A 23116-nucleotide genomic window follows, 5' to 3' on the forward strand; every position below is an offset into this window, starting at 1 on the left:
GCGCCCCCCAGGGGACGCGGGCCGACTTGCGTCCTCCACGGAGGCCGCGCCCGCGGCGCAGCCGCACATCAGGCACGGTAAATCCCGTCGGGACCGCATTGCTTGGACGGCTCGCATCCGGAAACGGGAGCGGGCCGTTTCTCGTTGCCCGAAACGCGGATTCCGCACCGGCCCCGGCACGTGCCCCCTGCACGCGGTCCCGACAGGCAGTTTCGGCACACGCCTCCGGCAAGCGGTTACGGCGCACAAGACCTGTACGCGAGTCCGGCACTCGGAGGCCCGGCCCGCGGGTCGCAGCACGCGGTTCCCCGGCCACTTCAATACCCTGATCACGCGGTGGAGTTCATTACCGCAACCTTCCCAAGATCCACAAGACCACCACATGTGACGGGAGTCACTACAACTCTTCGGAAAACCGGGGAACCTGGACCCCTCCGGAGCACTCTCGATTTAATATGTGCAATTGCACGTCCCCGAGGACGACTCCGGCACTGACGAACAGCAGCCCCGGTGACCCCACAGACCCCGTCACTCCCGCGAGCGAAACCATGAAAAAGGGACCGCATCGGACCCGGCGGAGTCCGATGCGATCCCGGTGAAGCTGGTAGAACAGGTAAAGCTGTGTAAACCCTGTGTGCTTCACAAAGAAGCGGTACTGCTGAGCGTGCTCACCCTTCGGTGTCCCCGTTGGGGCGGGAAGACCGTCGGGACGGGCGACGTTTGGGGTGGGGGCCCCATAAGCCGCCCAAAAGGGCTGTCAGGCCTCGCTGCGCTGCTGCGGAATGCCCGCAAGCAATGCGCGGACCTCCGCCTCGCGGTAGCGACGGTGGCCGCCGAGCGTGCGGATGGACGTGAGCTTGCCGGCCTTGGCCCAGCGCGTGACCGTCTTGGGGTCGACGCGGAACATGGTCGCGACCTCGGCAGGGGTAAGCAACGGCTCGGCATCAGGGGTGCGAGCGGTCATGAGCGGCCTCCTCGAGAGAACCGAACCAACGCGGTTCTTTCCTCTAAATTCTGCACCTTGACCCGCGTTGCCCGAAATGAGGGAACGCGGGCCGAGTCGGTAATAGGACGAACGGCTTGTCCTCGGCACTACAACTACACCATCCGTCCAGCCGCGTCGGCCAAACCGATGGATTTGCCCTCTCAGGTGTTGAACCTCGACGGAAGCCGATGGACCGTGCCATAGCGGACAGTCACCCCAACGTGACGATCAGTCACAGCACAATCACCTGCCACATCCCCACCTTCGAATCGAGTCCGAGACGGACCCGATGTCCCATTTTGGCATGACAGATGGTGATGCAGGCAAGAGTCCGGTTACGTGCTCTGCGTCACGCTTGGGCCAATAGCACCACTAGCGAGGGCAAACAGCGGCATCGAACCGGGCAGGAGACAACACCAGACGCACCAGGAGACAACAGTCCGTCAGATGCCCGACAGCGAGAGACCGGCGACCCCCGCCCCACAGGCCCCACCCGTAACACCGCGCCGGCTCCACCCCGTGACGAGACCCACCCGCGTCCGCCGCCGGCCGCCCGGCGTACGTCTCAGCTCGCGAACTGGAGCTCGCGGACCGCCCGCCAGCGCTCGGTCAGCCGCTCGTACGCCGCGCCCGCCGCCCCGGGGTCCCCCGCGCGCAGCGCCGCCAGGCCCTCGGCCACGTCCGCCGCCGAGTGGTCGGCCGCCAGCCGTTCGTCGCCCATCGCGTGGACCAGCCCGCCGTAGTCCAGTTCGACCAGCGAGCGCGGGTGGAACTCCTCCAGCCAGCGCCCGACATCGATCAGCCCGTCGATCAACGGGCCCTCCTCCAGCGAGTCCTTGAGCACCCGCAGCGCCCGCGCCACCCGACGCCGTGCCTGCACCATCGGGGTGCGGTACCGCAGCAGCGGCTCCTTCGACTCGCCCGCGCCCGCCGGTTCGTACTCCCGCTCGTCGTCGGCGACCAGCGCGAACCAGCGCACCGGCACATGCCAGGTGGCCGAGCGGATCCACGGCCGCGCGTCCGGATTCCGCTCCCGCCACGTCTCGTGGTCGACCGCCGCCTGCTCCCGTACGACCGGCGGCAGCATCACGTCGAGCACCGGGCCCGGCAGCAGCCCGCCGAGCTGTTCGAGCGCCAGCCAGCCGCGCAGCCGGGTCCGCCACGGGCAGACGTGCGTGACGCCGCCGATCACGGCCACGTACGCCTCCCGGCTCTCGTGCACCGGGACGGCCACCGGCGGCACCGGGACCAGGTCCGCGAGCGACTGCCGCAGTTCGTCCTGTGCGGTCCGTACAGGGTCCGCGGCCGCGTAGCGGTACCAGTGCGTGCGTTCGGGCTCGGGGAAGGCCGCCAGTGGCTCGTAGACGCGCAAATACGCCGCGTACGGGACCAGTACCGGTGAACCGCCCACACCCGCTCCCTCGCAGCCGTACCGACTCCACGATCGTCCCACGCGCCCGGCGCCGCGGGAGGTGATCCCGGCCACTGCCGGCACACCGCCGACGGGCCTGACCGACCACCCTCCATGATCGGGGCGCCAGGGCCTACCCTGAGCCCATCGATCCTCCCGCCACCCGTACGGGGGGCGCGACACCCGACCCAATGGGACCACTGGACTATGGGAGTCACCACCGTGACCGACGTACGTCAGACCGACGACCGCTCCACGCAGGACGTCCTCGCCAAGCTGTTCCGATCGGAGCAGGGCGGGCACGAGCAGGTCGTGCTCTGTCAGGACCGCACCACCGGCCTGCGGGCCGTGATCGCGATCCACTCCACCGCCCTGGGCCCCGCCCTCGGCGGCACCCGATTCCACGACTACGCCTCCGACGAGGAGGCCGTGTCCGACGCGCTCAACCTCGCGCGCGGCATGTCGTACAAGAACGCGCTGGCCGGGCTCGACCACGGCGGCGGCAAGGCCGTCATCATCGGCGACCCCGACACCCTCAAGTCCGACGAGCTGCTGCTCGCCTACGGCCGGTTCATCGCCTCGCTCGGCGGCCGTTACGTCACCGCGTGCGACGTCGGCACCTACGTCGCCGACATGGACGTGGTGGCCCGCGAGAACCGCTGGACCACCGGCCGCTCCCCCGAGAACGGCGGCGCCGGGGACTCCTCCGTGCTGACCGCCTTCGGTGTCTTCCAGGGCATGCGGGCCGCCGCGAAGATCCAGTGGGGCGAGCCGACGCTGCGCGGCCGCCGGGTCGGGATCGCCGGCGTCGGCAAGGTCGGCCACCACCTGGTCGAGCACCTGATCGACGACGGCGCCGAGGTCGTGATCACCGATGTCCGCGCCGAGGCCGTCGACCGGATCATCGCCCGCCACCCCGAGGTCACCGCCGTCGTCGACGCCGAGGTCCTGGTGCGCTCCCCGCTGGACGTCTACGCCCCCTGCGCGCTCGGCGGCGCGCTGGACGACGCCACCGTGGCCGCGCTGACCGCCACCGTCGTCTGCGGCGCCGCCAACAACCAGCTGGCCCACCCGGGTGTCGAGAAGGACCTGGCCGGCCGCGGCATCCTCTACGCGCCGGACTACGTGGTGAACGCCGGCGGTGTCATCCAGGTCGCCGACGAGCTGCACGGTTTCGACTTCGACCGGGCGAAGGCCAAGGCGACGAAGATCTACGACACGACGCTGGCCATATTCGATCGTGCCAAGGCCGACGGGGTGCCGCCCGCGGTGGCCGCCGACCGGCTCGCGGAGCAGCGGATGGCCGAGCGGACCCCGGCCGCGCGCTGGCTGCGCCCGGACGCCTCCTGACGGCCGCCCGGCGACCGCCCGGTGGATTCCGGGCGGTCGCCGGGCGCTTTCCGGGTGGATTCCGGGTGCCGAAGCCGCCCTCCGGCGGTGCGGTACAGGCGGGGTTGACGCGACTGGCGTGACCGACAGCACGGCCCGATAGCAAGTTCGCGCTAGAAGAAGGTAAAATCGGGTCTGACCAGGCAGGACAGGGCCGTCGATGACGCCTGTTCCGACGCGCTTCGTGCGGGCGGCGTACCGTGTGGCGTCGGAAGCAGGTACCGTTGAGGGCCTACGGGCCGGTCTCTCTCCGGGGAGGCCGCTCCGATTCATGAACGCGTGTCAAGACTCGGGGCCGTCGAGCCCCGCCGTTGAGGGGGTCGAGCCATGGGGCGCGGCCGGGCCAAGGCCAAGCAGACGAAGGTCGCCCGCCAGCTGAAGTACAACAGCGGCGGCACGGATCTCTCACGTCTGGCCGAAGAGCTGGGCGCATCGCCGTCGAGGCCGGTTAATCCGGAGCCTGTCGAGGACGATGACGAGGAGTTGGACGACGACCCGTACGCTCAGTACGCGGATCGGTACAACGACGACGAGGACGACGAGGACGAGCAGTCCCCGTCACAGCAGTCCTCGTCGCAGCGCCGTCGCGCTTGACGCCGCCATCACGTTGACCCGGTCCGGGGCCCGCCCCGGACCGGGTTTCGTCGTCGCCTACGGGCAGTACCGGGCGTAGCAGCCCATGGGAGAGCTGGTCAGCCGGCATAGTCGCCGATCAGCTCCACGGCCGCTGCGCCGCTTTCGCGCGCCGTGACGGCGCCGGCCACCCAGGCACCCACACCGCGGTCGGCGAGGACCGCCAGGGTGACGTCCACGGCCTCCTGGGGCACAACGGCGATCATGCCCACGCCCATGTTCAGGGTCTTCTCCAGCTCCAGCCGCTCGACCCCGCCGACCTCGCCGATCAGACCGAAGACCGGCGCGGGCGTCCAGGTGGAGCGGTCCACGGTGGCCCGCAGCCCGTCCGGGATCACCCGGGCCAGGTTGTTGGCCAGTCCGCCGCCGGTGATGTGCGAGAAGGCGTGCACCTGGGCCGTACGGGTGAGCGCGAGGCAGTCCAGCGAGTAGATCCTGGTCGGCTCCAGCAGTTCCTCGCCCAGGGTGCGGCCGAACTCCGGGATCTCCCGGTCCAGCGCCCATCCCGCGCGATCGAAGAGAACATGCCGAACGAGGCTGTACCCGTTCGAGTGAAGTCCGGACGACTCGATGGCGATCACCACGTCGCCCGTACGGATACGGTCCGCGCCCAGCACGGCGTCCGCCTCGACCACGCCGGTGCCCGCGCCCGCCACGTCGAACTCGTCCGCGCCCAGCAGCCCGGGGTGCTCCGCGGTCTCGCCGCCGACCAGCGCGCAGCCGGCCAGCACACAGCCCTCGGCGATGCCCTTGACGATCGCGGCGACCCGTTCGGGGTAGACCTTGCCGACGCAGATGTAGTCGGTCATGAACAGCGGCTCCGCGCCGCACACCACCAGGTCGTCCACGACCATGCCGACCAGGTCGTGCCCGATGGTGTCGTAGACGCCCATCCGCCGGGCGATGTCCACCTTGGTGCCGACGCCGTCCGTCGCCGAGGCGAGCAGCGGGCGTTCGTAGCGCTTGAGAGCGGAGGCGTCGAAGAGCCCGGCGAAGCCCCCCAGGCCGCCGACCACCTCGGGGCGGGTGGCCTTGCGCACCCACTCCTTCATCAGGGTGACGGCGCGGTCGCCCGCCTCGATGTCGACGCCTGCGGCTGCGTAGCTGGCACCGGTTGTCTCAGACATAGCTGGGGGAACCTTCGTGTCGTTCGTACGGTTGGCCGGTCCGGCGAGGTCCTGGTGAGCCCTACGGGCGGCGCAGGGCGTCCGCGGCGTCCGCGCCCCCGGCCAGCTCGGTCTCCAGGAGCTGCTTGCCCAGCAGCTCGGGGTCGGGCAGCTCCATGGGGTACTCCCCGTCGAAGCAGGCCCGGCAGAGGTTGGGCTTGGCGATCGTGGTCGCCTCGACCATCGCGTCGAGCGAGATGTACGCGAGCGAGTCCGCGCCCAGCGAGGTGCCGATCTCCTCGACGGTCATACCGTTGGCGATCAGCTCGGCGCGGGTGGCGAAGTCGATGCCGAAGAAGCAGGGCCACTTCACGGGCGGCGAGGAGATCCGCACGTGCACCTCGGCGGCGCCGGCCTCGCGCAGCATCCGGACCAGGGCGCGCTGGGTGTTGCCGCGGACGATGGAGTCGTCCACCACCACCAGCCGCTTGCCGCGGATGACTTCCTTGAGCGGGTTGAGCTTGAGCCGGATGCCGAGCTGCCTGATGGTCTGCGACGGCTGGATGAACGTACGGCCGACGTAGCTGTTCTTCACCAGGCCCGAGCCGTACGGGATACCGCTGGCCTCGGCGTATCCGACCGCCGCCGGGGTGCCGGACTCGGGGGTCGGTATCACCAGGTCGGCGTCGGCCGGTGCCTCCTTGGCGAGGCGGCGGCCCATCTCGACCCGGGAGAGGTAGACGTTGCGGCCCGCGATGTCGGTGTCGGGGCGGGCGAGGTAGACGTACTCGAAGACGCAGCCCTTGGGCGCGGCCGCGGCGAAACGCGAGGTGCGCAGGCCGTTCTCGTCGATCGCGATCAGCTCGCCGGGCTCGATCTCGCGGACGAAGCTGGCGCCGCAGATGTCGAGGGCGGCGGTCTCGGAGGCGACCACCCAGCCGCGTTCGAGGCGGCCCAGGACCAGCGGGCGGATGCCCTGGGGGTCGCGGGCGGCGTAGAGGGTGTGCTCGTCCATCCAGACGAGGCTGAACGCGCCCTTGAGCCGCGGCAGCACCTGGTGGGCAGCCTCCTCGACGGACAGCGCGGTGCCGTCGTCGGTGACCTGGCCCGCGAGCAGCGCGGTGATCAGGTCGGTGTCGTTGGTGGCGGCGACCTTGGTGGCCCGGCCGTTGCCCTGCGGCAGCTTCGCGACCAGTTCGGACAGTTCGGCGGTGTTGACGAGGTTGCCGTTGTGGCCGAGCGCGATCGAGCCGTGGGCGGTGGCGCGGAAGGTGGGCTGGGCGTTCTCCCACACCGAGGCGCCGGTGGTCGAGTAGCGGGCGTGACCGACCGCGATATGGCCGGTCAGGGAGCCGAGGGAGGTCTCGTCGAAGACCTGGGAAACCAGGCCCATGTCCTTGAAGACCAGAATCTGGGAGCCGTTGCTCACTGCGATTCCCGCGGACTCCTGTCCACGGTGCTGCAGGGCGTACAGCCCGAAATAGGTGAGCTTGGCGACCTCTTCGCCGGGGGCCCAGACACCGAAGACGCCGCAAGCGTCCTGGGGGCCCTTCTCGCCGGGGAGCAGGTCGTGGCTGAGTCGTCCGTCACCACGAGGCACGATGACGAGTCTAGGGCAGGATTGCCCATCGTCCGAACGAGGGACCCTCGCATTCCAGGGCGCTATGCGCGTAGTGCCTTGGGGCACAAGGGCATGTGACGTACGCCCTTGGCCGTCACACGATCGGACGAAGGGCCGGTTCGCGGATCAGCGTGGTGATCTCGGCGGCCATCGGGCGGACCCGTCGGAACACTGTGTAACCGACCGTGACGCGCTTGCCGCCGCACTGCGTGAGGATCAGAGAGCCGACCTTGGCCTCCGCCCGGGTCAGATCCTCCCAGGGCACGGTCCGGGCCTGGAAGGCGGTACGGACCCGCAGGCCCTCGGGGGTGGCGGTGATCCGCCAGGCGGCCGAGGTCAGCATCGCGAAGAAGAAGAAGAAGAAGTAGCCCCCGAAGCCGAGCACCTGCATGCCGACGAGCCGCCAGGAGAAGCGGTGGATGTCCTCCATGACGAGTCCCGGCATGATCATGATCGAAATCAAGGCGAGGTACCACAGGAGAAGGCCGGGCCCCAGGTGTGACGTATCGCCTTGCGCCCGTTCGCGATCATCGCCGCCTCACCCCATGACCGGGAGATACGGGCCCAGGTCGGCGCGGTCGCCGCTCGCCGTGACGCGGGCCTCGTCGATGGCCTGGCTCCAGGAGATGCGGCCGGTGGCGAGCCTGATCCAGGTCAGCGGGTCGGTCTCGACCACGTTGGGCGGGGTGCCGCGGGTGTGGCGGGGGCCCTCGACGCACTGGACGGCCGCGTAGGGCGGGACCCGGACCTCGACGGAGTTGCCCGGGGCCTTCGTGGCGAGGGCGTCGGCCAGCAGACGGACGACCGCGGCCAGCGCGTGCCTGTCGAGCGGGATGTCCACGCCGGTCGCGCGGGCGAGGTCGTCGCTGTGCACGACCAGCTCCACGAGGCGGGTCACGGTGAAGTCCAGGGCGCGCATGCCGTCGAAGGGGTGGGCGAGCAGGCGGTCCGCGCTCAGCGCCTCGGCCCGGCGCCCGGCCAGCAGCTCCGCCTCCGCGTCAAGGGCGGCGACGGGGTCGGTGGTGGCCTCGGCGGCCCGGCGGGTGGAGGCGTCGAGGAGGTCGGCGACGGCGGCCGTGGACAGCGCCCAGGTGTCGAGGTCGGTGAGGCGGGTGCGCGTCGGGGACGTCCGGGGCGGCGGGTCCTCGTCGAGGAGCGTCCGTACGGCCTCGATCTGCCGGGTGATGTGCGCGACCAGCAGCCGTACGTCCCAGCCGGGCAGTCCGGAGGCCGCCGCCCACTGCGCGGGGGTCAGTTCCCGTACGGCGTGTCGTACGTGTTCGACCTGGGCGAGCAGCGCCTGCCAGGTGCGGTCGGCGTCATAGGTGCGAGCGCGGCGGCGGCTCTCGGGCGGCATGCCCTGAGCGTAACCGCCGCGCCCGGCCGCTGTGTTCGTCCTCGTCCGCCCTCGTTCGCCCTCGTCCGTCCTCGTCCGTCCTCGCGGCGGAAGGTTCGCGGGGGTCAGCCCTGGCGGGGGCGTTCGAAGGTGAGCAGAAGGCCCTCGACGGCGCCGGGGCCGATGCGGCCCTTCACCTCGGCGGCGGTGATGGCCTTGAGCGCCCAGCCGTCGCCCGCGTGCTTGTTGAGCGTCTTCTCCAGCTTGTCGCTGTCCAGAGCGTCGCCGATGAGCGATTCGCGGAAAGTGACGACCTTGTACTCGTACATGGACCGAGCCCCTCGCTGTGTGTTTCCTACGGTCATACGTATGCCTGCCCCACCCAACCACGGAAGCCCCCACGAGTCAGCGCCCGACGCCGCCTACGGCCCTCCCCCCACGGAGGCCCGCCCTGCCTCATCGGACGCGCCGCCCCGCGCCCCGGCTACGACGGCTGTGGTTTGTTAAGGTCAACCTTAACGGATTCTGTATAGGCCAGCCTGAACGAGATTCGGACCCCCATGCCTGAACAAGACCTCGTCAAGCCCTCCCGGGTACTCGACCGCGACCGCGAGTGGGCCTTGCTGCGGGAGTTCGTGGCCGATCCGGCTCCCCAGCTGCGCCTGGCGATCATGTCCGGGCGGCGGCGCAACGGGAAGTCGTTCCTGCTGGAAGCGCTCACCCAGGCGGCGGGAGGGCTCTATCTGGCCGCCGTGCAGGAAGAGGGCCGGGTGCCGGCCCTGCGGCGGTTCAGCGAGGCGGTGGCCGAGCACGCCGGGGTGCCGGCCACGGCGCTGCGCCTGGGCGGATGGGAAGAAGTGCTGTCCACCGCACTGGACGTGGTGCACCGCGTGCCCGGGGCGCCTCTGCTGGTGATCGACGAACTGCCCTATCTGCTCCAGCACTCCCCGGAGATCCCGGGCCTGCTCCAGTTGCTCTACGACCGCTCGCAGTCGGGCCGGGGCCCGGGCGGCCGGATCGTTCTGTGCGGTTCGGCGATGAGCGTGATGAGCGAACTGCTCTCGGGCAGCAAACCGCTGCGCGGCCGGGCGGTGCTCGACCTGCGCCTGCCCGCGTTCGGCTACCGCACCGCCCGCGCCCACTGGCAGGTCGCCGACGCCGGGACCGCCGTGCTGGTCGACGCGTGTCTGGGCGGGGCCCCCGGATACCGGCCGCTCGCGCCGGGCGCGGCGCCGCAGACCCCTGGGGAGTTCGACGGATGGGTGCAGCGCACGCTTCTCGACCCCGGCCGCGCCCTCTACTCGCGGTCCGAGGCCGAATTCCTGCTGCGCGAGGACCCGCGGATCACTCATCGCACCCTTTACTACGACCTGCTGTCCGCGGTGGCCCAGGGCGCGACGACCCCGGCCAGGATCGGCGGGCTGCTGGAACGTCCGCGCTCGGCCGTGGCCGCGCCTCTCGACGTGCTGGAGTCCACGGGATATCTGCGCAAGGAGCAGGATCTGCTCAAGGCCCGCAACCCCGTGATCACCGTCGCCGACCCGGTGATCCGCTTCAATCAGCTGATCACCCTGCCACTCGTCGGGATGATCGAACACGGTCGGGCGGCGGATGCCTGGCAGGAGTCGCGCCCCACCTTTCACTCCAAAATCCTCGGCCCGCATTTCGAGGAACTGGCCCGGACCTGGACCCGGGCGCACGCGCCGCAGGAGACCGCCGTGCGGATCGGTGCCGTGGGCGCCACCGAGGTGCCCGATCCGGCAGCCCGTACGAAGCACGAGGTCGATGTCCTCGCCCTCGCTCCCGGTACGCGTCCCCAGTCGGCCCACGCGCGGATCACCCTCATCGGCGAGGCCAAGGCCACGGTCCAGCCGCGTGGGCCGCACGACGTCGAGCGGCTCGAACACATCCGCGGCCTCCTGACGGACCTCGGCCACCGGACCGAGGACGCCGTCCTGGCGCTGTACTCCCTGCACGGCTTCCACCCCGACGTACGGCGCGCGGCGGCCGCCCGCCGCGACCTGCTGCTGATCGACCTCGCGGCGCTGTACGGGGACGCGCCGGTGGACGGCGGCGGATGACCGGCGCTACCGGTGGTGGAGCGACGCGTCGGCGAGTGCGCCGGGGGTGAACGTGGCTGCGGCCACCCGCAGTTCGGGGGCCAGCGCGCCCCAGACCTCGGCGAGCAGATCCGCCCGCCCGCCGGCCTCGGTCCGGGCCTCTGCATAGGGCCCCGCCGTCGCCGACCGTACAGCGGGTCTCGGTCAGTCCCTCGGCGTTGCGAGGATTGCTTGGGTCGTGGTCCACAGGTCCGGGAGGAAGGCGGTGACCGCTGCCGCGCGGTCCGGGAGGGACTGCGCGTCCGGGACGCTCGCCAACTCCGCTGTGGCCGCGCGGAATCGCCGTTCCAGGTCCGCCGCGAGCGCGGGGGCGTCCGCCGTGAGGATCGTCTGGCAGCGGGCGTAGGTCGCGAGGATCCAGAAGACGGCCTCGCGGTGGTCGCCGCGGTCGATCAGGGCGCGGCTGCCGTCGATCGCGATCGGCCGCGCGGCCGCGGTGATGTCGCTGCTGAAGAGGAACGGCGTCCGGGCGACGGCGGCGGTCGCGTCGAAGGTCCGGCCGAGGGCGTCGAGGCAGCGGCGCTCGACGTGTTCCGGGTCGGCGAACCGCGGGGCGACGTACGTGTGCAGGGCCCGGAGGTGTCCGGTCGGGTCGTCGATGACGGCGTCCGTACGGAAGCTGCCGGCCAGGTGGTAGGAGCCGAGGACGGCTTCCGGGGAGGAGAGTTCGGCCCACGGGACGTACGAGACCTCCAACGGGACGCCCTCATCACGGAATTTGCCCGGCTTGGACGCCAACTCGGTTGCTTCGAGGACGAGTACGACATCGACGTCGGAGGTCGGCGCGAGCAGCGAGTCGGGCGGGGCGCCGACCGTGGAGCCGCTGAAGTACGCGCCCCGGTAGCCGGTTTCCGCCGCGGCGTGCTCGGCCACCCAGCGGGTCGCGGCGGCCCGCGCCCGGCCGACCGTGACCGCCGGTGGCGTCGCGCTCACGCGCCGACCGTGCCGTCGATCCCCTCCCGGAGGAAGTCGGCGTGTCCGTTGTGGCGGGCGTACTCCTGGATCACGTGGTTCATCACCAGGCGCAGGGAAACGTCCTCTCCGGAGCGGGGGTTGCGCACGACGGCGTCGAGAGAGGGGGCGTCGGACTCGATCCGGCGGGCGTGTTCGACCTCGTTCCGCCAGGCGGCGAAGGCTTCCTCGCGCGAGCAGCCGGTCGCGTCGTAGGCCACCTGGAGGTCGCCGTCCGGCGACCAGACGACCGGCACGTCCTCGCCGTTGATGACCCGGCGGAACCAGATGCGTTCGACCTCGGCCATGTGGCGGACCAGACCGAGCAGGCTGAGCGTCGAGGGCGGCATCGAGCGGCGCCGCAGCTCCTCGTCGGACAGCCCGTCGCACTTCATCGCGAGCGTCGCGCGGTGGTAGTCGAGAAACCCGCGCAACGTCTCCCGCTCGCCACCAGTGGCGGGCGGCCCGACCCGTTCATCCGTCGTACTCACTGTGCGTACCCCTCCCGGTCCGACCATCCGTCGGCCCCCAGTCTGCCTGCCTCCCCCATACCCCGGACAACCGCACCCGCCGACCCCGGAAGGACGGCCCCATGGCCTCCTGCTGTTCCGGCGGATCCGGCTCAGCCGGGCGCTGCCGAGGTGGCCACCGGCAGGAGATCCCAGCGCAGAACCCGTCCGTCCGGCGTGACGTATCCGACGGTCTGACGCTCCGGGGTGACGCTGATGGTGAACCACTCACGCCGCGGCTTGTTCAGGCTCAACCACTGGCTGCGGGCCGTCTCGATCGGCTCCCAGAGATCCCGTGGCCCGGCCGCCACCACGGTGGCACCCTCGGCACCGGATCCCGGCCTGTTGTCGGCGATACGTGCGTACGAACCGTCCGCCGGATCGAAAAGGGTCGTCACATGGGCGCCATCGGCATCAGTCCGTATTCACGAACCGTGGTCGCGGTCATGTGCAGTTGAGCGAAGAACGAGAAGGTCCAGTCGTCCAGCACGCTCCCGGACAATTCCGATACCCGACTCGCTCTCTCCCGGTTCACGGGAATTTCCGATGCTTCCCACCGACCGGACCGAAGAGGCATGAATGCGGCCGGGGTGTGCATGATCCGGCCGTCGGCCGTACCGTCGGATATTTTCTGCAGCCGGGCGACCATTCCGCCCGCGAGGGCACCTTTGATCGGAACGACCATCAGCCCTCCGGGCGCGCACTGGTCCCACCACGCCGCCGGAATACGCCGCACCGAACACGTGGCGATGACGCGGTCGAAAGATGCCGATCCGGGCAGCCCTTCCGATCCATCGGCATGGCGCACCTCGGGCGCGAGGCCCAATGCCGTGAGCCGGTCCCGAGCCGTGGACGTCAGCCGCTCTGTCCGGTCCACCGTCGTGACCGTCCCCGCCCCGGCGAGATGGCACAGGAGCGCCGCGTTGTATCCAGTGCCCGTGTCGATCTCGAGAACACGGGACCCGTTACGCACGTCGAGGGCGTCGAGCATGTCGGCCATGAGGCTCGGGGCCGTCGAGGAGGAGGTGGGGACCCCGGTGACGCCTTCCGGCCCGGCCTCCTCCGCGTGTACCCCGTCGACCTCGGTGATGAGCGAGTCGTCCGTGTACACCTGGGCCACCCAGGCATCGGCGTCCTCGTCCATGCCCCGCCACGGCGTGAACCTCGGACCGTCCCTGCGATAGAAGGCCGGGACGAAGGGATGCCGCGGTACGTTGAGAAACGCCTCGGCCAGACGGGCCGACAGGACGACGCTGCCTCGTTCCATTCGCCGTACGAGACCGACGCGCGCTTCCCACAGGCGCCGGCCGCCTTCCGGGTTTCCTGTCATTTCTCCCCTTCGAGGTAATCCGCGATTGCGACAAGCGGTCCTCCCCAGCGGGATTCCCACTCGGCGACTTTCGCGTATAGATCGATATGCAACCGCAGGCCCCGAGCGCGCGGGTTGGGCGACAGCAGACGGAACAGGAATTCGCCAAACGGATGGTGCGGCGGCCGTTGCCGGGCGCCGCACCACCGAAAAGCGAACGGGCCCGGGTCAGGCCGCGTCGGTCAGGTCCACCGGCACGAGAGGGGAATCCATGGTCGAGGTGGAGAACGAACGGCAGCATGTTCGAGTCGGGGACTGTCGTCCACGCCGTTCATCGATCACCCACCGCTCCTCCGGCCCACTCGATATCACTTTCCGTCAGGCAAGCATCGCACTACGCAGCTAGTCTTGACAACGGCGCAGTACTAGCTTCCGCCTCCCAGGAAGGGCCGTTGCACCATGGCGCACTCCAAGGACCTCAACCCCTACGACTCCCCCCAGACCTTCTACGGCGCCGAGTTGCGCCGCGTACGCGAGCACGCGGGCTTCTCCCAGGACCGGCTCGGCGAACGCGTCTTCTGCTCCGGCGCGTACATCGGCCAGATCGAGTCGGCCATCCGCAGGCCGCAGTTGGACCTGTCCCAACGGATGGACACCGTCCTGGAGACGGGCGGTCACTTGGAGCGGCTGTGCCGCATGGTGCTCAAGGCGACCAAGCACGCGGAGTACTTCGCGGACGTGGTCGACCTGCTCGCGAAGGCATCGGGCATCTGCCAGTTCTCGGGCCAGGTGATTCCCGGCCTGCTCCAGACCGAGGCGTACTGCCAGGCCCTGTTCCGCGCCTCTGATCCGCTCCGATTGGAGGAGAAGGTCCGGGAAATGGTGAGCACCCGGCTCGAACGTGCTGTGCTGCTGGAGCACCCGACAACACCGCAGTTGTGGTTCGCCCTGCAAGAGACCGTGCTACGGCTGCCCGTGTGCGACCGGAAGGGGATGCACGGACAGCTCCTTCACATCCTGGAAGTGGCACGTACGCGGCGAGCCGTCGTACAGGTGATCCCTGACGAGGTGGGCGCTCATCCGCTCCTGGGCAGCGAAGTGACGCTGATGACCTTCCTGGACGCGCCACCTGCCGTGTACGTCGAAGCGGCCCTGTCAGGACACTTGTTGGACAGTCCGGCCATGGTCACGAGGTATACCCAAGCCTACGATTTCGTCAGGGCCCTCGCGTTGTCTCCCGAGGCATCGCTGAGCCTGATCGAATCGGTCGCAAAGGAGTACATCGCGTCATGAGCACCACACACGAACTCGGTCCCGTTCGATGGCGTAAGTCGTCGTACAGCAACGGCGATGGCGGGCAGTGCGTTGAAGTCGCCGACGGTTGCCTCGGCGTGCTGCCCGTACGGGACTCCAAGAACCCCCAGGGTCCCGCCCTGGTCTTCACCACTGCCGCCTGGGCCTCGTTCATCAACGGCGTGAAGGCGGGCGACTTCCCTACCGTCTGACCGAGGACACAACCGCGAAGGCGGGCCGCCGACTGACCACACCCGACGGCCCGCGGCTGGCTGCGCCCCCGAGGACAGTGACCGGCGTCACGTCGGGGAGTGTCACGCGGCGGGCCGCCCGGCCGTCGAGAGGGCGTCAGCGGAGAGCGGGGTGCCCACGGGGGGGTCGCCCCGGGCGGAGGGAGTCCTCATGCGTGTGGTCATCGTGGGTGCGACCGGGGTGGTCGGCCGGCAGCTCGTGCCGTTGCCGATCGGGGCCGGTCACGAGGCGGTCGCCCTCTCCCGTGAGCCGGGCCCGGAACGGGTCGAGGTCCGTACCGCCGCCCTCGGCAACTGGTTCCCCGCGCTCGCCGCCCCCTCGCCGCGCCGCTTCCCCGCCGCCCCGGCCCGCCTCGCCGCGGATGCGTGAGGCGCCGCCTTCATGACCCGCCTCCACACCTGGCGCAACGCCTCCGAACTCACACCGTGACCAGATGGTCACTGAGCAAGAATTTGCATAGGTGGAGTTATCATAAGTGGAGTTACAACAACTCCAGCGGAGGTTCATGGTGACGGTGCCGGTCAGGCCGGACGAGATGTTCGACCGGGACTTCGAGTGGCGGGCGCTGGCGGACTTCGCGACGGACACCCGCCCGGGGGCGACGCTCGGGGTCGTGTCCGGGCGCAGGCGGCAGGGCAAGACCTTCCTGCTGCGCGCGCTCTGCCAGGCGACCGGCGGCTTCTACTTCGCCGCCGACGAAGCCGTGGACGGGGAGTCCCTGCGGCACATCGGCGAAGCGCTCGCGGAGCACCTGGGCTCCCCCGCGCCGTTCTCGTTCGACTCCTGGCACGCGGCCGTGGACGCGCTGCTGGCGCTGGGCCGCGACCGGCCCGTACCCGTCGTGATCGACGAATTCCCGTATCTGGTCAAGGCGAATCCACGCCTGCCGTCCATCGTGCAGAACGCCCTCGCACCGCTGCGCGCGGAGCGGGACAACAGCAGGTCCCGCCTGCTGCTGTGCGGTTCTGCCATGTCGTTCATGGGCCGACTCCTCAGCGGCAACGCACCGCTGCGCGGTCGCGCCGGGCTGGAACTCGTCGTGCCGACCCTCGACCACCAACTGGCCGCGGAGTTCTGGGGGATCGACGATCCGGCCACCGCCGTGAAGGTCAACGCGATCGTCGGCGGAACGCCCGCCTACCGCCGGGAGTACGCCCGGGACGACACGCCCGCGGGCCCCGGCGACTTCGACGCGTGGGTGGTCAGGACCGTGCTGTCCCCGGCCAGTCCGCTCTTCCGCGAAGCGCGCTATCTGCTGGCGGACGAGGCCGAGTTGAACGACGGCGGGCTCTACCACTCGGTGCTGGCGGCCATTGCGGCCGGAAACGCGAGCCGGGGCGGCATCGCCTCCTACATCGGCCGCAAGTCGGGGGACCTCGCCCACTCACTCACCGTCCTGGAGGATTGCGGGCTGATCACCCGGGAACCGGACGTCTTCAAGGACAACCGGACCCGGTTCCGTATCGCCGAGCCGTTGATCACCTTCTACCACGCGGTCATGCGCCCGATCTGGTCCGACCTGGAACACACCCGCGACGCGGGCCTGTTGTGGCAGCGCAGCCAGGCGCGATTCCTCGGCAACGTCATGGGACCGCACTTCGAGCACATCTGCCGCCACTGGACCCGGCACATGGCGCCCGACGGCCTGTTCGGGGATGCCTACGTCAACCGGGTGGGGTCCGGCACAGTGAACGATCCGGTCCGGCGCGGCAGTTACGAGGTCGATGTCGTCGCCTTCGGGCTCGACGCCGACGACCGGCGGCCGATTCTCGCGATCGGCGAGGTGAAGTGGGGGGAGCGAATGGGCGCCGGCCATCTGGACCGGCTGCGCCGCATCCGCGAACTCCTCGCGGCCCAGGGCCGTCCGGGCGCCGGGACGGCGAAGCTCGTCTGTTACGGCGGCGCCGGATTCAGCGAGGAGTTGACCGAGACGGCCGCCCTCGACGACGGGATCGTGCTGGTCGGCGTCGGGAGGCTGTACGGCGTGGGGGGGTGAGGCGCCGGACAGCGTCGGGGGTGAGGGGTAGCGCGGGGAAAGGGGATGGCTGGGGTTTGCCCGGGGGCACTAGTGTTCGGCTGTTGCGTGCGGTTCACAGCGACCGCACATCCCGCGCGCGTTCCCGGGGCACCCCGGAGGGACGCCGCTTGTCCCGTGGGGGGAAACCACTTGCTGAGAACTCGCGCCCTGGTGTCCGCCGCCGTGTCCGCGGCCCTCGGCGCCGCGCTGCTCGCGCTGCCGACCGCCGTCGCCACCTCGGCGTACGCGGAGAACGGCACGCCGGGCCCGACGCCGACCGTAACGGCACCGCCGACGACCGCACCGCCGACCACCGCGCCGCCCGCGCCCGACCCGAGCGACCCGCCGACCACCGCGCCCACCGACGCACCCACCACCCCCGTACCGACGCCCTCCGAGACCGGTGCTCCCGGCAACGGCAGCGCCCCGGTCATCGGCGCCGTCCACTCCGCCCCCGGCGACGGCGGACTGCTCGACGTGGCCGCCGCCTCCGACTCCCCCATCACCGCCATCACCGCGCGGCTGTCCCCGGTGGACGCCTCGGGGGACGCCGGCCGGGCCAACGTCACCGACTTCACTCTGCTCTCCGGCACCGCCACCGACGGCGTGTGGCGTTCGGCCCGGCTCTCGGCCCTGACCGGCTACGGCACGTACTCCGTCAGCCTCAGCGTCCGGGACGCCGACGGCGACGTCACCGACGTCACGGACGCCGCCTCGATCCTCTTCGACCGGCGGCCGGTGTTCTCGAACCGTTCGATCACGCCCGGCACACTGGACGCGGCCCACCCGAAGATCACCGCCCAGGGCACCATCTCGCTCTTCGACCCGGCGACCGGGCTGACCTCGCCGCTGGTCGGCCAGAGCGTTTCGTTCCATGCGGCGGACATCGACCTCACCACCACGACCGACGCCGCCGGTCACTACACCTTCACCGGGACACCGGACCCGTACCGTTTCGGTGGTGGGGTCGCCGTCGAGGTCTCCTTCTGGTTCCGGCGGGGGAACGGCACCGAGGACCTGACGACGGTCGACGGCGCCACGCTGCTCGCCACGAGCAGCCCGACCCGCATCCGGCTGGACCACACCAGCGTCAAAATCAACTACGGCACCAAGGTGTCCGTCTCCGGCGTCGTGGAGTACCAGTCGGCCGGCGCCTGGCACCCGGCGCCGGCGGGCGTGGGGCTGGTGATGTCGTACTACGGCACCGCGAAGACGGACGCCAAGGGCCGCTTCACGATCAGCTACCCGTATCTCCCGTCCGACGACGGCAATTGGCTGGTCGAGACGCAGAACTACGGCACCAACCCGTATCTCACCTACGCCAAGTCCGCGTTCAAGGTCGACGTCGTCAACAAGACGTATCTGTGCCTGTGCACGAGCTGGCTCAACGAGTACTCGGAGCTGCACATCGAGGGCAGCCTGACCTCCAGCAACGGCAAGCTCCCGGCGAGCAAGAAGATCTACGTGCAGCAGTCCGCCAACGGCAAGTCCGGCTGGAAGACCCTGGGTTGGTTCAACGCCAACTCCAAGGGCAACTTCAAGCTCGACGGCGGAGTGGCGACGCCGAAGGGCTACTGGCGGCTGTACTACCCGGCGCAGACCGACTATCTGGCCGGCTACAGCAACTCGGTGCACTTCTCCCGGACCGACACCCGGATCACCGGCTTCAACGCCTCGCCGGAGCCGGTGCGCAAGGGCCGGACCATCACCACGGTGGGCACGCTCTCCCGGCTGTCCGCCGCCAAGGGCACCAAGTGGGCGACCTGGTCCAAGCAGCGCGTCTACATCTACTTCCTCCCCAAGGGGAAGAAGTCGTACACGTACATGGGCTCCGCGGTGACCAACTCCAAGGGCCACTTCACGCACAAGTTCACGGCCAAGAAGGACGGCACCTGGACGGCGGTGTGGTTCACGCCGAACGGCTCCTACGTGGACGCCGAGAGCGCCGGTGACTACGTGGACGTGCGCTGACCCGCAGCACGCACATAAGCACAAAGGGGATGCCCCCGGGACCAGTTGGACCCGGGGGCACCCCCTTCGTCATACGCGAGCGGCCGGTACGCGAGCGCGCCGGACGCGAAGTACCGCTGCCGCCCGGGCTCAGCCCGCCAGCAGCGCCGGAATCGTCGCCTCGTGGACCGCCCGCAACTCCGCCAGCGGAAGCGCGAACTCGCCCTGCACATCGATCGCGTCGCCGTCGATCACGCCGATCCGGGTGGCCGGCAGCCCCCGCGCCCCGCACATGTCGGTGAAGCGCAACTCCTCCGAGCGCGGGACCGCGACGATCGCGCGGCCGGCCGACTCCGAGAAGAGGAACGTGAAGGCGTCAAGACCGTCCGGGACGACCAGCCGTGCGCCGATCCCGCCGCGCAGGCAGGACTCGGTGACCGCCTGGATCAGCCCGCCGTCGGACAGGTCGTGCGCCGCGTCGATCATGCCGTCGCGCGAACCGGAGATCAGGATCTCGGCCAGCAGCCGCTCCCGCTCCAGGTCCACCGCGGGCGGCAGCCCGCCGAGGTGGTCGTGGACGACCTGCGACCAGGCCGAGCCGCCGAATTCGTCCCGGGTGTCGCCCAGCAGATAGATCAGCTGGCCCTCGTCCTTGAACGCCATCGGCGTACGGCGGTTCACGTCGTCGATCACACCGAGGACGGCGACCACCGGCGTCGGGTGGATCGCCACGTCACCGGTCTGGTTGTAGAGCGAGACATTGCCGCCGGTCACCGGGGTGCCCAGCACCAGGCAGCCGTCGGCGAGACCGCGGGTGGCCTCCGCGAACTGCCACATCACCGCCGGGTCCTCCGGCGAACCGAAGTTGAGGCAGTCCGAGATCGCCAGCGGCTTCGCCCCGGTGGCGGCGACATTGCGGTACGCCTCCGCCAGCGCGAGCTGCGCGCCCGTGTACGGGTCCAGCTTGGCGAACCGGCCGTTGCCGTCCGTGGCGATCGCGACGCCGAGGTTGGTCTCCTCGTCGATCCGGATCACCCCGGAGTCCTCCGGCTGCGCCAGCACCGTGTTGCCCTGGACGAAGCGGTCGTACTGGTCGGTGATCCACGCCTTCGACGCCTGGTTCGGCGACCCGACCACGGCCAGCACCTGCTCGCGCAGCTCCGCGGCCGAGGACGGCCGGGGCAGCTTGCCCGCGTCGTCGGCCTGGAGCGCGTCCTGCCAGTCGGGGCGGGCGTACGGGCGGTTGTACGTCGGGCCCTCGTGCGCCACCGACCGCGGCGGCACGTCGACGATCTGCTCGCCGTGCCAGAAGATCTCCAGCCGGGTGCCCTCGGTGACCTCACCGATGACGGTCGCGATGACGTCCCACTTCTCGCAGATCTCCAGGAAGCGCTCGACCTTGTCGGGCTCGACGATCGCGCACATCCGCTCCTGCGACTCGCTCATGAGGATCTCCTCGGGCGAGAGCGTCGCGTCGCGCAGCGGCACCGTCTCCAGGTCGACCCGCATCCCGCCGGAGCCGGCGCTCGCCAGCTCCGAGGTCGCGCAGGACAGGCCCGCGCCGCCGAGGTCCTGGATGCCCGCGACCAGACGCTCGCGGAAGATCTCCAGGGTGCACTCGATGAGCAGCTTCTCCTGGAACGGGTCGCCGACCTGGACCGCCGGGCGCCGCGAGGGCCCGGTCGCGTCGAAGGTCTCGCTGGCCAGCACCGAGACACCGCCGATGCCGTCGCCACCGGTCCTGGCGCCGTAAAGGATCACCTTGTTGCCGGTGCCGGACGCCTGCGCGAGGTGGATGTCCTCGTGCTTCATGACGCCCACGCACAGCGCGTTGACCAGCGGGTTGCCCTGGTAGCAGGGGTCGAAGACGACCTCGCCGCCGATGTTGGGCAGGCCCAGGCAGTTGCCGTAGCCGCCGACGCCGGAGACGATGCCGGGCAGCACCCGCCGGGTGTCGGGGTGGTCGGCCGCGCCGAACCGCAGCGGGTCCATCACCGCGACCGGCCGCGCGCCCATCGCGAGGATGTCGCGCACGATGCCGCCCACGCCGGTGGCCGCGCCCTGGTAGGGCTCGATGTACGACGGGTGGTTGTGCGACTCGATCTTGAAGGTGACCGCGTAGCCCTGGCCGACGTCCACCACGCCCGCGTTCTCGCCGATGCCGACCAGCATCGCGTCGTTGCGGGGGGCCTTCTCGCCGAACTGCTTGAGGTGCACCTTGCTCGACTTGTACGAGCAGTGCTCCGACCACATCACCGAGTACATCGCCAGCTCGGCACCGGTCGGGCGGCGGCCCAGGATCTCGCGGATGCGCGTGTACTCGTCCTCCTTGAGGCCGAGTTCCTTCCAGGGCTGCTCCGCCTCGGGCGTGTCCGCGGCATTTTTGACTGTGTCGAGGGTCACGCTCGGTCGCTCCTTCGCGCGCTGGGGTGAGGGAGTCGTGAGCAAGGGCGCTCAGTCGCTCCCTCGGCTGTTCCGGCGTCAAGGCTCATGACGCGTTGACCAACTTCTTGAGTACCGAGGTGAAGAACCCGAGGCCGTCGGTCCCGCCCGTGCCGATCAGCGGCTCGACCGCGTGCTCGGGGTGCGGCATCAGACCGACCACGTTGCCCGCCGCGTTGGAGACACCCGCGATGTCGCGCAGCGAACCGTTGGGGTTGACGTCGAGGTAGCGGAAGACCACCCGGCCCTCGGCCTCAAGCTCGTCCAGCGTGCGCTCGTCCGCGGTGTAGCGGCCGTCGATGTTCTTCAGCGGGACCGAGATCTCCTGGCCGGCCGCGTAGTCCGCGGTCCAGGCCGTACCGCTGGTCTCGACCCGCAGCTTCTGGTCGCGGCAGACGAAGTGGAGTTCGTTGTTGCGGAGCATCGCGCCCGGCAGCAGATGGGTCTCGGTGAGGATCTGGAAACCGTTGCAGATACCCAGAACCGGCATTCCGGCCTTCGCCTGCTCGATGATCGTTTCCATCACGGGCGAGAATCGCGAGATCGCGCCCGCCCGCAGATAGTCGCCGTAACTGAACCCGCCCGGCAGAACGACCGCGTCGACCTGCTTGAGATCCTTGTCACGGTGCCACAGCGGTACGGCTTCGGCGCCCGCGACACGTACGGCGCGCTGCGAGTCGCGGTCGTCGAGTGTTCCCGGAAATGTGACGACACCAATGCGCGCAGTCACGACTCCACCTTTACATGGAAGTCCTCGATCACGGTGTTGGCGAGAAAGGTTTCCGCCATCTCCCGAATGCGGGCGAGGGCGGCGTCGTCGACCGGACCCTCGACCTCCAGTTCAAAGCGCTTTCCCTGGCGGACGTCCGAGATCCCGTCGTAGCCCAGGCGCGGCAGTGCGCGCTGCACCGCCTGGCCCTGGGGGTCGAGGATCTCCGGCTTGAGCATGACGTCGACTACGACGCGGGCCACTGGCACTCCCGGTGGTGTGGTGCGTGAGGTTCTCCCAGCGTACCGGGTGCGGAAATCTACGCGAGTAGATATGTGGAGGAGTCCGATCCGTCCACGAGAGATCATGGATCACATTTATGTATCGACCCGTGAAATACCTGGGGAAACCCCGGCGGAAAACATAGGGTCCCGGGAGCGAAGAGGCTTGCGCCGAGCGTTCTGCGGGAATTAACACCCACATCAGGTATCTCAGCTGCCTGCCTCATTCCATGTCTCACACAAAAGAAAACTTGTCGACACCGACTTGTCGGCCCGTCCCGCGACCGAGCGGCCCGGCCGCGGCGGGGGACGGCACCGGCGGCACAAGGCCGGACCCCTCCGCGGCACCGGTACCGGACCCGTCGTGAGCCCCGGCCGATGGCGTACGAAAGGACCGATTCCCATGGCGCAACGCGTACTGGTCACCCTCGCCGACGATCTGGACGGCGGCGAAGCCGAGGAAACCATCGCTTTCGGCGTCGACGGGCAGTGGTACGAGATCGACCTCTCGTCCAAGAATGCGGACAAGCTGCGCAAGGAACTCGCCCCCTACGTGGAGGCCGGCCGCCGCCGCACCCTTTCCGGCCGCGCCTACAAGCGCACCCCCATCGCGCCGACGCCCGCCACCGTGCGCGCCTGGGCGCAGTCCAACGGCTTCGAGGTCCCCGCCCGGGGCCGCATCCCCAAGAAGGTCTACGAGGCGTTCAACAAGGCTGGCTGAGCGGGCGGTTGGGCATCCGACCGGCGCGCGGCCGGGGGCGCGGGGGGACCGCGACCCGGCCGTGCGTGCCGATTGGACAGC

23 protein-coding genes are annotated in these 23116 nt (G+C 69.9%); 9 read left to right on the forward strand and 14 right to left on the reverse strand.

The window, feature by feature from the left end; all coding sequences use genetic code 11:
• Positions 1 to 757: 757 nt before the first annotated feature.
• Positions 758 to 964, reverse strand: coding sequence for a developmental transcriptional regulator BldC (gene bldC / locus OHA30_RS14960; RefSeq protein ID WP_003949541.1), 207 nt, complete (start codon positions 962 to 964; stop codon positions 758 to 760).
• A 586-nt stretch (positions 965 to 1550) separates the two neighbouring features.
• Positions 1551 to 2396, reverse strand: a complete 846-nt coding sequence (locus OHA30_RS14965; protein ID WP_328914332.1) for a hypothetical protein — start codon at positions 2394 to 2396, stop codon at positions 1551 to 1553.
• A 207-nt stretch (positions 2397 to 2603) separates the two neighbouring features.
• Here OHA30_RS14965 and OHA30_RS14970 point away from each other — a divergent pair, with 207 nt between their 5' ends.
• On the forward strand, positions 2604 to 3746 hold the full coding sequence (locus tag OHA30_RS14970) for a Leu/Phe/Val dehydrogenase (protein ID WP_328914333.1): 1143 nt from the start codon (positions 2604 to 2606) through the stop codon (positions 3744 to 3746).
• A gap of 366 nt (positions 3747 to 4112) precedes the next feature.
• Positions 4113 to 4379, forward strand: coding sequence for a DUF3073 domain-containing protein (locus tag OHA30_RS14975; protein WP_328914334.1), 267 nt, complete (start codon positions 4113 to 4115; stop codon positions 4377 to 4379).
• Positions 4380 to 4477: 98 nt separating this feature from the next.
• On the opposite strand, the gene purM is transcribed toward OHA30_RS14975, so the two are convergent.
• The 5 genes from purM to OHA30_RS15000 form a co-directional block, all read right to left on the reverse strand.
• Entirely contained in the window at positions 4478 to 5545 is a 1068-nt protein-coding gene (gene purM / locus OHA30_RS14980) for a phosphoribosylformylglycinamidine cyclo-ligase (RefSeq protein WP_328914335.1), read from the reverse strand.
• A gap of 61 nt (positions 5546 to 5606) precedes the next feature.
• The gene (gene purF, locus OHA30_RS14985; protein ID WP_328914336.1) at positions 5607 to 7124 is read right to left on the reverse strand and encodes an amidophosphoribosyltransferase; all 1518 of its coding nucleotides are present in this window, start codon (positions 7122 to 7124) and stop codon (positions 5607 to 5609) included.
• Between the two features lie 115 nt (positions 7125 to 7239).
• Complete coding sequence (locus OHA30_RS14990; protein ID WP_328914337.1) at positions 7240 to 7590, reverse strand: PH domain-containing protein; 351 nt, start codon at positions 7588 to 7590, stop codon at positions 7240 to 7242.
• 93 nt (positions 7591 to 7683) lie between these two features.
• Complete coding sequence (locus tag OHA30_RS14995; RefSeq protein WP_328914338.1) at positions 7684 to 8502, reverse strand: maleylpyruvate isomerase family mycothiol-dependent enzyme; 819 nt, start codon at positions 8500 to 8502, stop codon at positions 7684 to 7686.
• Between the two features lie 104 nt (positions 8503 to 8606).
• Entirely contained in the window at positions 8607 to 8810 is a 204-nt protein-coding gene (locus tag OHA30_RS15000) for a DUF4177 domain-containing protein (protein ID WP_328914339.1), read from the reverse strand.
• A 231-nt stretch (positions 8811 to 9041) separates the two neighbouring features.
• Here OHA30_RS15000 and OHA30_RS15005 point away from each other — a divergent pair, with 231 nt between their 5' ends.
• Positions 9042 to 10562, forward strand: a complete 1521-nt coding sequence (locus OHA30_RS15005) for an AAA family ATPase (protein WP_328914340.1) — start codon at positions 9042 to 9044, stop codon at positions 10560 to 10562.
• 183 nt (positions 10563 to 10745) lie between these two features.
• Here OHA30_RS15005 and OHA30_RS15010 read toward each other — a convergent pair whose 3' ends face one another.
• From OHA30_RS15010 to OHA30_RS15025, 4 genes are all read right to left on the reverse strand, one after another.
• A complete protein-coding gene (locus OHA30_RS15010; RefSeq protein WP_328914341.1) occupies positions 10746 to 11534 on the reverse strand; it encodes a hypothetical protein in 789 nt (262 codons plus the stop codon).
• Positions 11531 to 12070, reverse strand: a complete 540-nt coding sequence (locus tag OHA30_RS15015; protein ID WP_405785580.1) for a DinB family protein — start codon at positions 12068 to 12070, stop codon at positions 11531 to 11533. Before OHA30_RS15015 ends, OHA30_RS15010 begins: the two co-directional genes overlap by 4 nt.
• A gap of 104 nt (positions 12071 to 12174) precedes the next feature.
• Complete coding sequence (locus OHA30_RS15020) at positions 12175 to 12459, reverse strand: hypothetical protein (protein WP_328914343.1); 285 nt, start codon at positions 12457 to 12459, stop codon at positions 12175 to 12177.
• Positions 12456 to 13391, reverse strand: coding sequence for a methyltransferase domain-containing protein (locus OHA30_RS15025; RefSeq protein ID WP_328914344.1), 936 nt, complete (start codon positions 13389 to 13391; stop codon positions 12456 to 12458). The genes OHA30_RS15020 and OHA30_RS15025 overlap by 4 nt, the downstream gene beginning before the upstream one ends.
• 438 nt (positions 13392 to 13829) lie before the next feature.
• On the opposite strand from OHA30_RS15025, the gene OHA30_RS15030 reads away from it, so the two are divergent.
• The 5 genes from OHA30_RS15030 to OHA30_RS15050 all read left to right on the forward strand — a co-directional run bounded on the left by OHA30_RS15030 (position 13830) and on the right by OHA30_RS15050 (position 18903).
• Positions 13830 to 14663, forward strand: a complete 834-nt coding sequence (locus OHA30_RS15030; protein ID WP_328914345.1) for a helix-turn-helix domain-containing protein — start codon at positions 13830 to 13832, stop codon at positions 14661 to 14663.
• On the forward strand, positions 14660 to 14875 hold the full coding sequence (locus OHA30_RS15035) for a DUF397 domain-containing protein (protein WP_328914346.1): 216 nt from the start codon (positions 14660 to 14662) through the stop codon (positions 14873 to 14875). The genes OHA30_RS15030 and OHA30_RS15035 overlap by 4 nt, the downstream gene beginning before the upstream one ends.
• A 190-nt stretch (positions 14876 to 15065) precedes the next feature.
• A complete protein-coding gene (locus OHA30_RS15040; RefSeq protein ID WP_328914347.1) occupies positions 15066 to 15284 on the forward strand; it encodes a hypothetical protein in 219 nt (72 codons plus the stop codon).
• Between the two features lie 166 nt (positions 15285 to 15450).
• Positions 15451 to 16911 carry an ATP-binding protein gene (locus OHA30_RS15045; RefSeq protein WP_328917867.1) on the forward strand — a complete coding sequence of 487 codons (1461 nt, stop codon included), beginning with the start codon at positions 15451 to 15453 and terminating at the stop codon, positions 16909 to 16911.
• A gap of 171 nt (positions 16912 to 17082) precedes the next feature.
• On the forward strand, positions 17083 to 18903 hold the full coding sequence (locus tag OHA30_RS15050) for a hypothetical protein (RefSeq protein WP_328914348.1): 1821 nt from the start codon (positions 17083 to 17085) through the stop codon (positions 18901 to 18903).
• 129 nt (positions 18904 to 19032) lie between these two features.
• Here the strand turns inward: OHA30_RS15050 and purL are convergent, their stop codons facing one another.
• The 3 genes from purL to purS form a co-directional block, all read right to left on the reverse strand.
• Positions 19033 to 21285, reverse strand: coding sequence for a phosphoribosylformylglycinamidine synthase subunit PurL (gene purL / locus OHA30_RS15055; RefSeq protein ID WP_328914349.1), 2253 nt, complete (start codon positions 21283 to 21285; stop codon positions 19033 to 19035).
• An 85-nt stretch (positions 21286 to 21370) separates the two neighbouring features.
• Entirely contained in the window at positions 21371 to 22054 is a 684-nt protein-coding gene (gene purQ, locus OHA30_RS15060) for a phosphoribosylformylglycinamidine synthase subunit PurQ (RefSeq protein ID WP_328914350.1), read from the reverse strand.
• The gene (gene purS, locus OHA30_RS15065) at positions 22051 to 22296 is read right to left on the reverse strand and encodes a phosphoribosylformylglycinamidine synthase subunit PurS (RefSeq protein ID WP_328914351.1); all 246 of its coding nucleotides are present in this window, start codon (positions 22294 to 22296) and stop codon (positions 22051 to 22053) included. Before purS ends, purQ begins: the two co-directional genes overlap by 4 nt.
• Positions 22297 to 22717: 421 nt before the next feature.
• On the opposite strand from purS, the gene OHA30_RS15070 reads away from it, so the two are divergent.
• Entirely contained in the window at positions 22718 to 23035 is a 318-nt protein-coding gene (locus tag OHA30_RS15070; RefSeq protein ID WP_328914352.1) for a histone-like nucleoid-structuring protein Lsr2, read from the forward strand.
• Positions 23036 to 23116: the final 81 nt, after the last annotated feature.

This window comes from Streptomyces sp. NBC_00223, from assembly GCF_036199905.1.
Lineage (GTDB): Bacteria > Actinomycetota > Actinomycetes > Streptomycetales > Streptomycetaceae > Actinacidiphila.

Excerpts from the sequence above, each read along its gene's own strand:
- OHA30_RS15025 (WP_328914344.1), bottom strand. The coding sequence starts at position 13,391 with ATGACAGGAAACCCGGAAGGCGGCCGGCGCCTGTGGGAAGCGCGCGTC.
- bldC (WP_003949541.1), bottom strand. The coding sequence starts at position 964 with ATGACCGCTCGCACCCCTGATGCCGAGCCGTTGCTTACCCCTGCCGAG.
- purM (WP_328914335.1), bottom strand. The coding sequence starts at position 5,545 with ATGTCTGAGACAACCGGTGCCAGCTACGCAGCCGCAGGCGTCGACATC.
- OHA30_RS14975 (WP_328914334.1), top strand. The coding sequence starts at position 4,113 with ATGGGGCGCGGCCGGGCCAAGGCCAAGCAGACGAAGGTCGCCCGCCAG.
- OHA30_RS14990 (WP_328914337.1), bottom strand. The coding sequence starts at position 7,590 with ATGCCGGGACTCGTCATGGAGGACATCCACCGCTTCTCCTGGCGGCTC.
- OHA30_RS14995 (WP_328914338.1), bottom strand. The coding sequence starts at position 8,502 with ATGCCGCCCGAGAGCCGCCGCCGCGCTCGCACCTATGACGCCGACCGC.
- OHA30_RS15070 (WP_328914352.1), top strand. The coding sequence starts at position 22,718 with ATGGCGCAACGCGTACTGGTCACCCTCGCCGACGATCTGGACGGCGGC.
- OHA30_RS14970 (WP_328914333.1), top strand. The coding sequence starts at position 2,604 with ATGGGAGTCACCACCGTGACCGACGTACGTCAGACCGACGACCGCTCC.
- OHA30_RS15015 (WP_405785580.1), bottom strand. The coding sequence starts at position 12,070 with ATGGTCGGACCGGGAGGGGTACGCACAGTGAGTACGACGGATGAACGG.
- OHA30_RS15000 (WP_328914339.1), bottom strand. The coding sequence starts at position 8,810 with ATGTACGAGTACAAGGTCGTCACTTTCCGCGAATCGCTCATCGGCGAC.
- OHA30_RS15045 (WP_328917867.1), top strand. The coding sequence starts at position 15,451 with ATGTTCGACCGGGACTTCGAGTGGCGGGCGCTGGCGGACTTCGCGACG.
- OHA30_RS15005 (WP_328914340.1), top strand. The coding sequence starts at position 9,042 with ATGCCTGAACAAGACCTCGTCAAGCCCTCCCGGGTACTCGACCGCGAC.
- OHA30_RS15035 (WP_328914346.1), top strand. The coding sequence starts at position 14,660 with ATGAGCACCACACACGAACTCGGTCCCGTTCGATGGCGTAAGTCGTCG.
- OHA30_RS15040 (WP_328914347.1), top strand. The coding sequence starts at position 15,066 with ATGCGTGTGGTCATCGTGGGTGCGACCGGGGTGGTCGGCCGGCAGCTC.
- OHA30_RS15030 (WP_328914345.1), top strand. The coding sequence starts at position 13,830 with ATGGCGCACTCCAAGGACCTCAACCCCTACGACTCCCCCCAGACCTTC.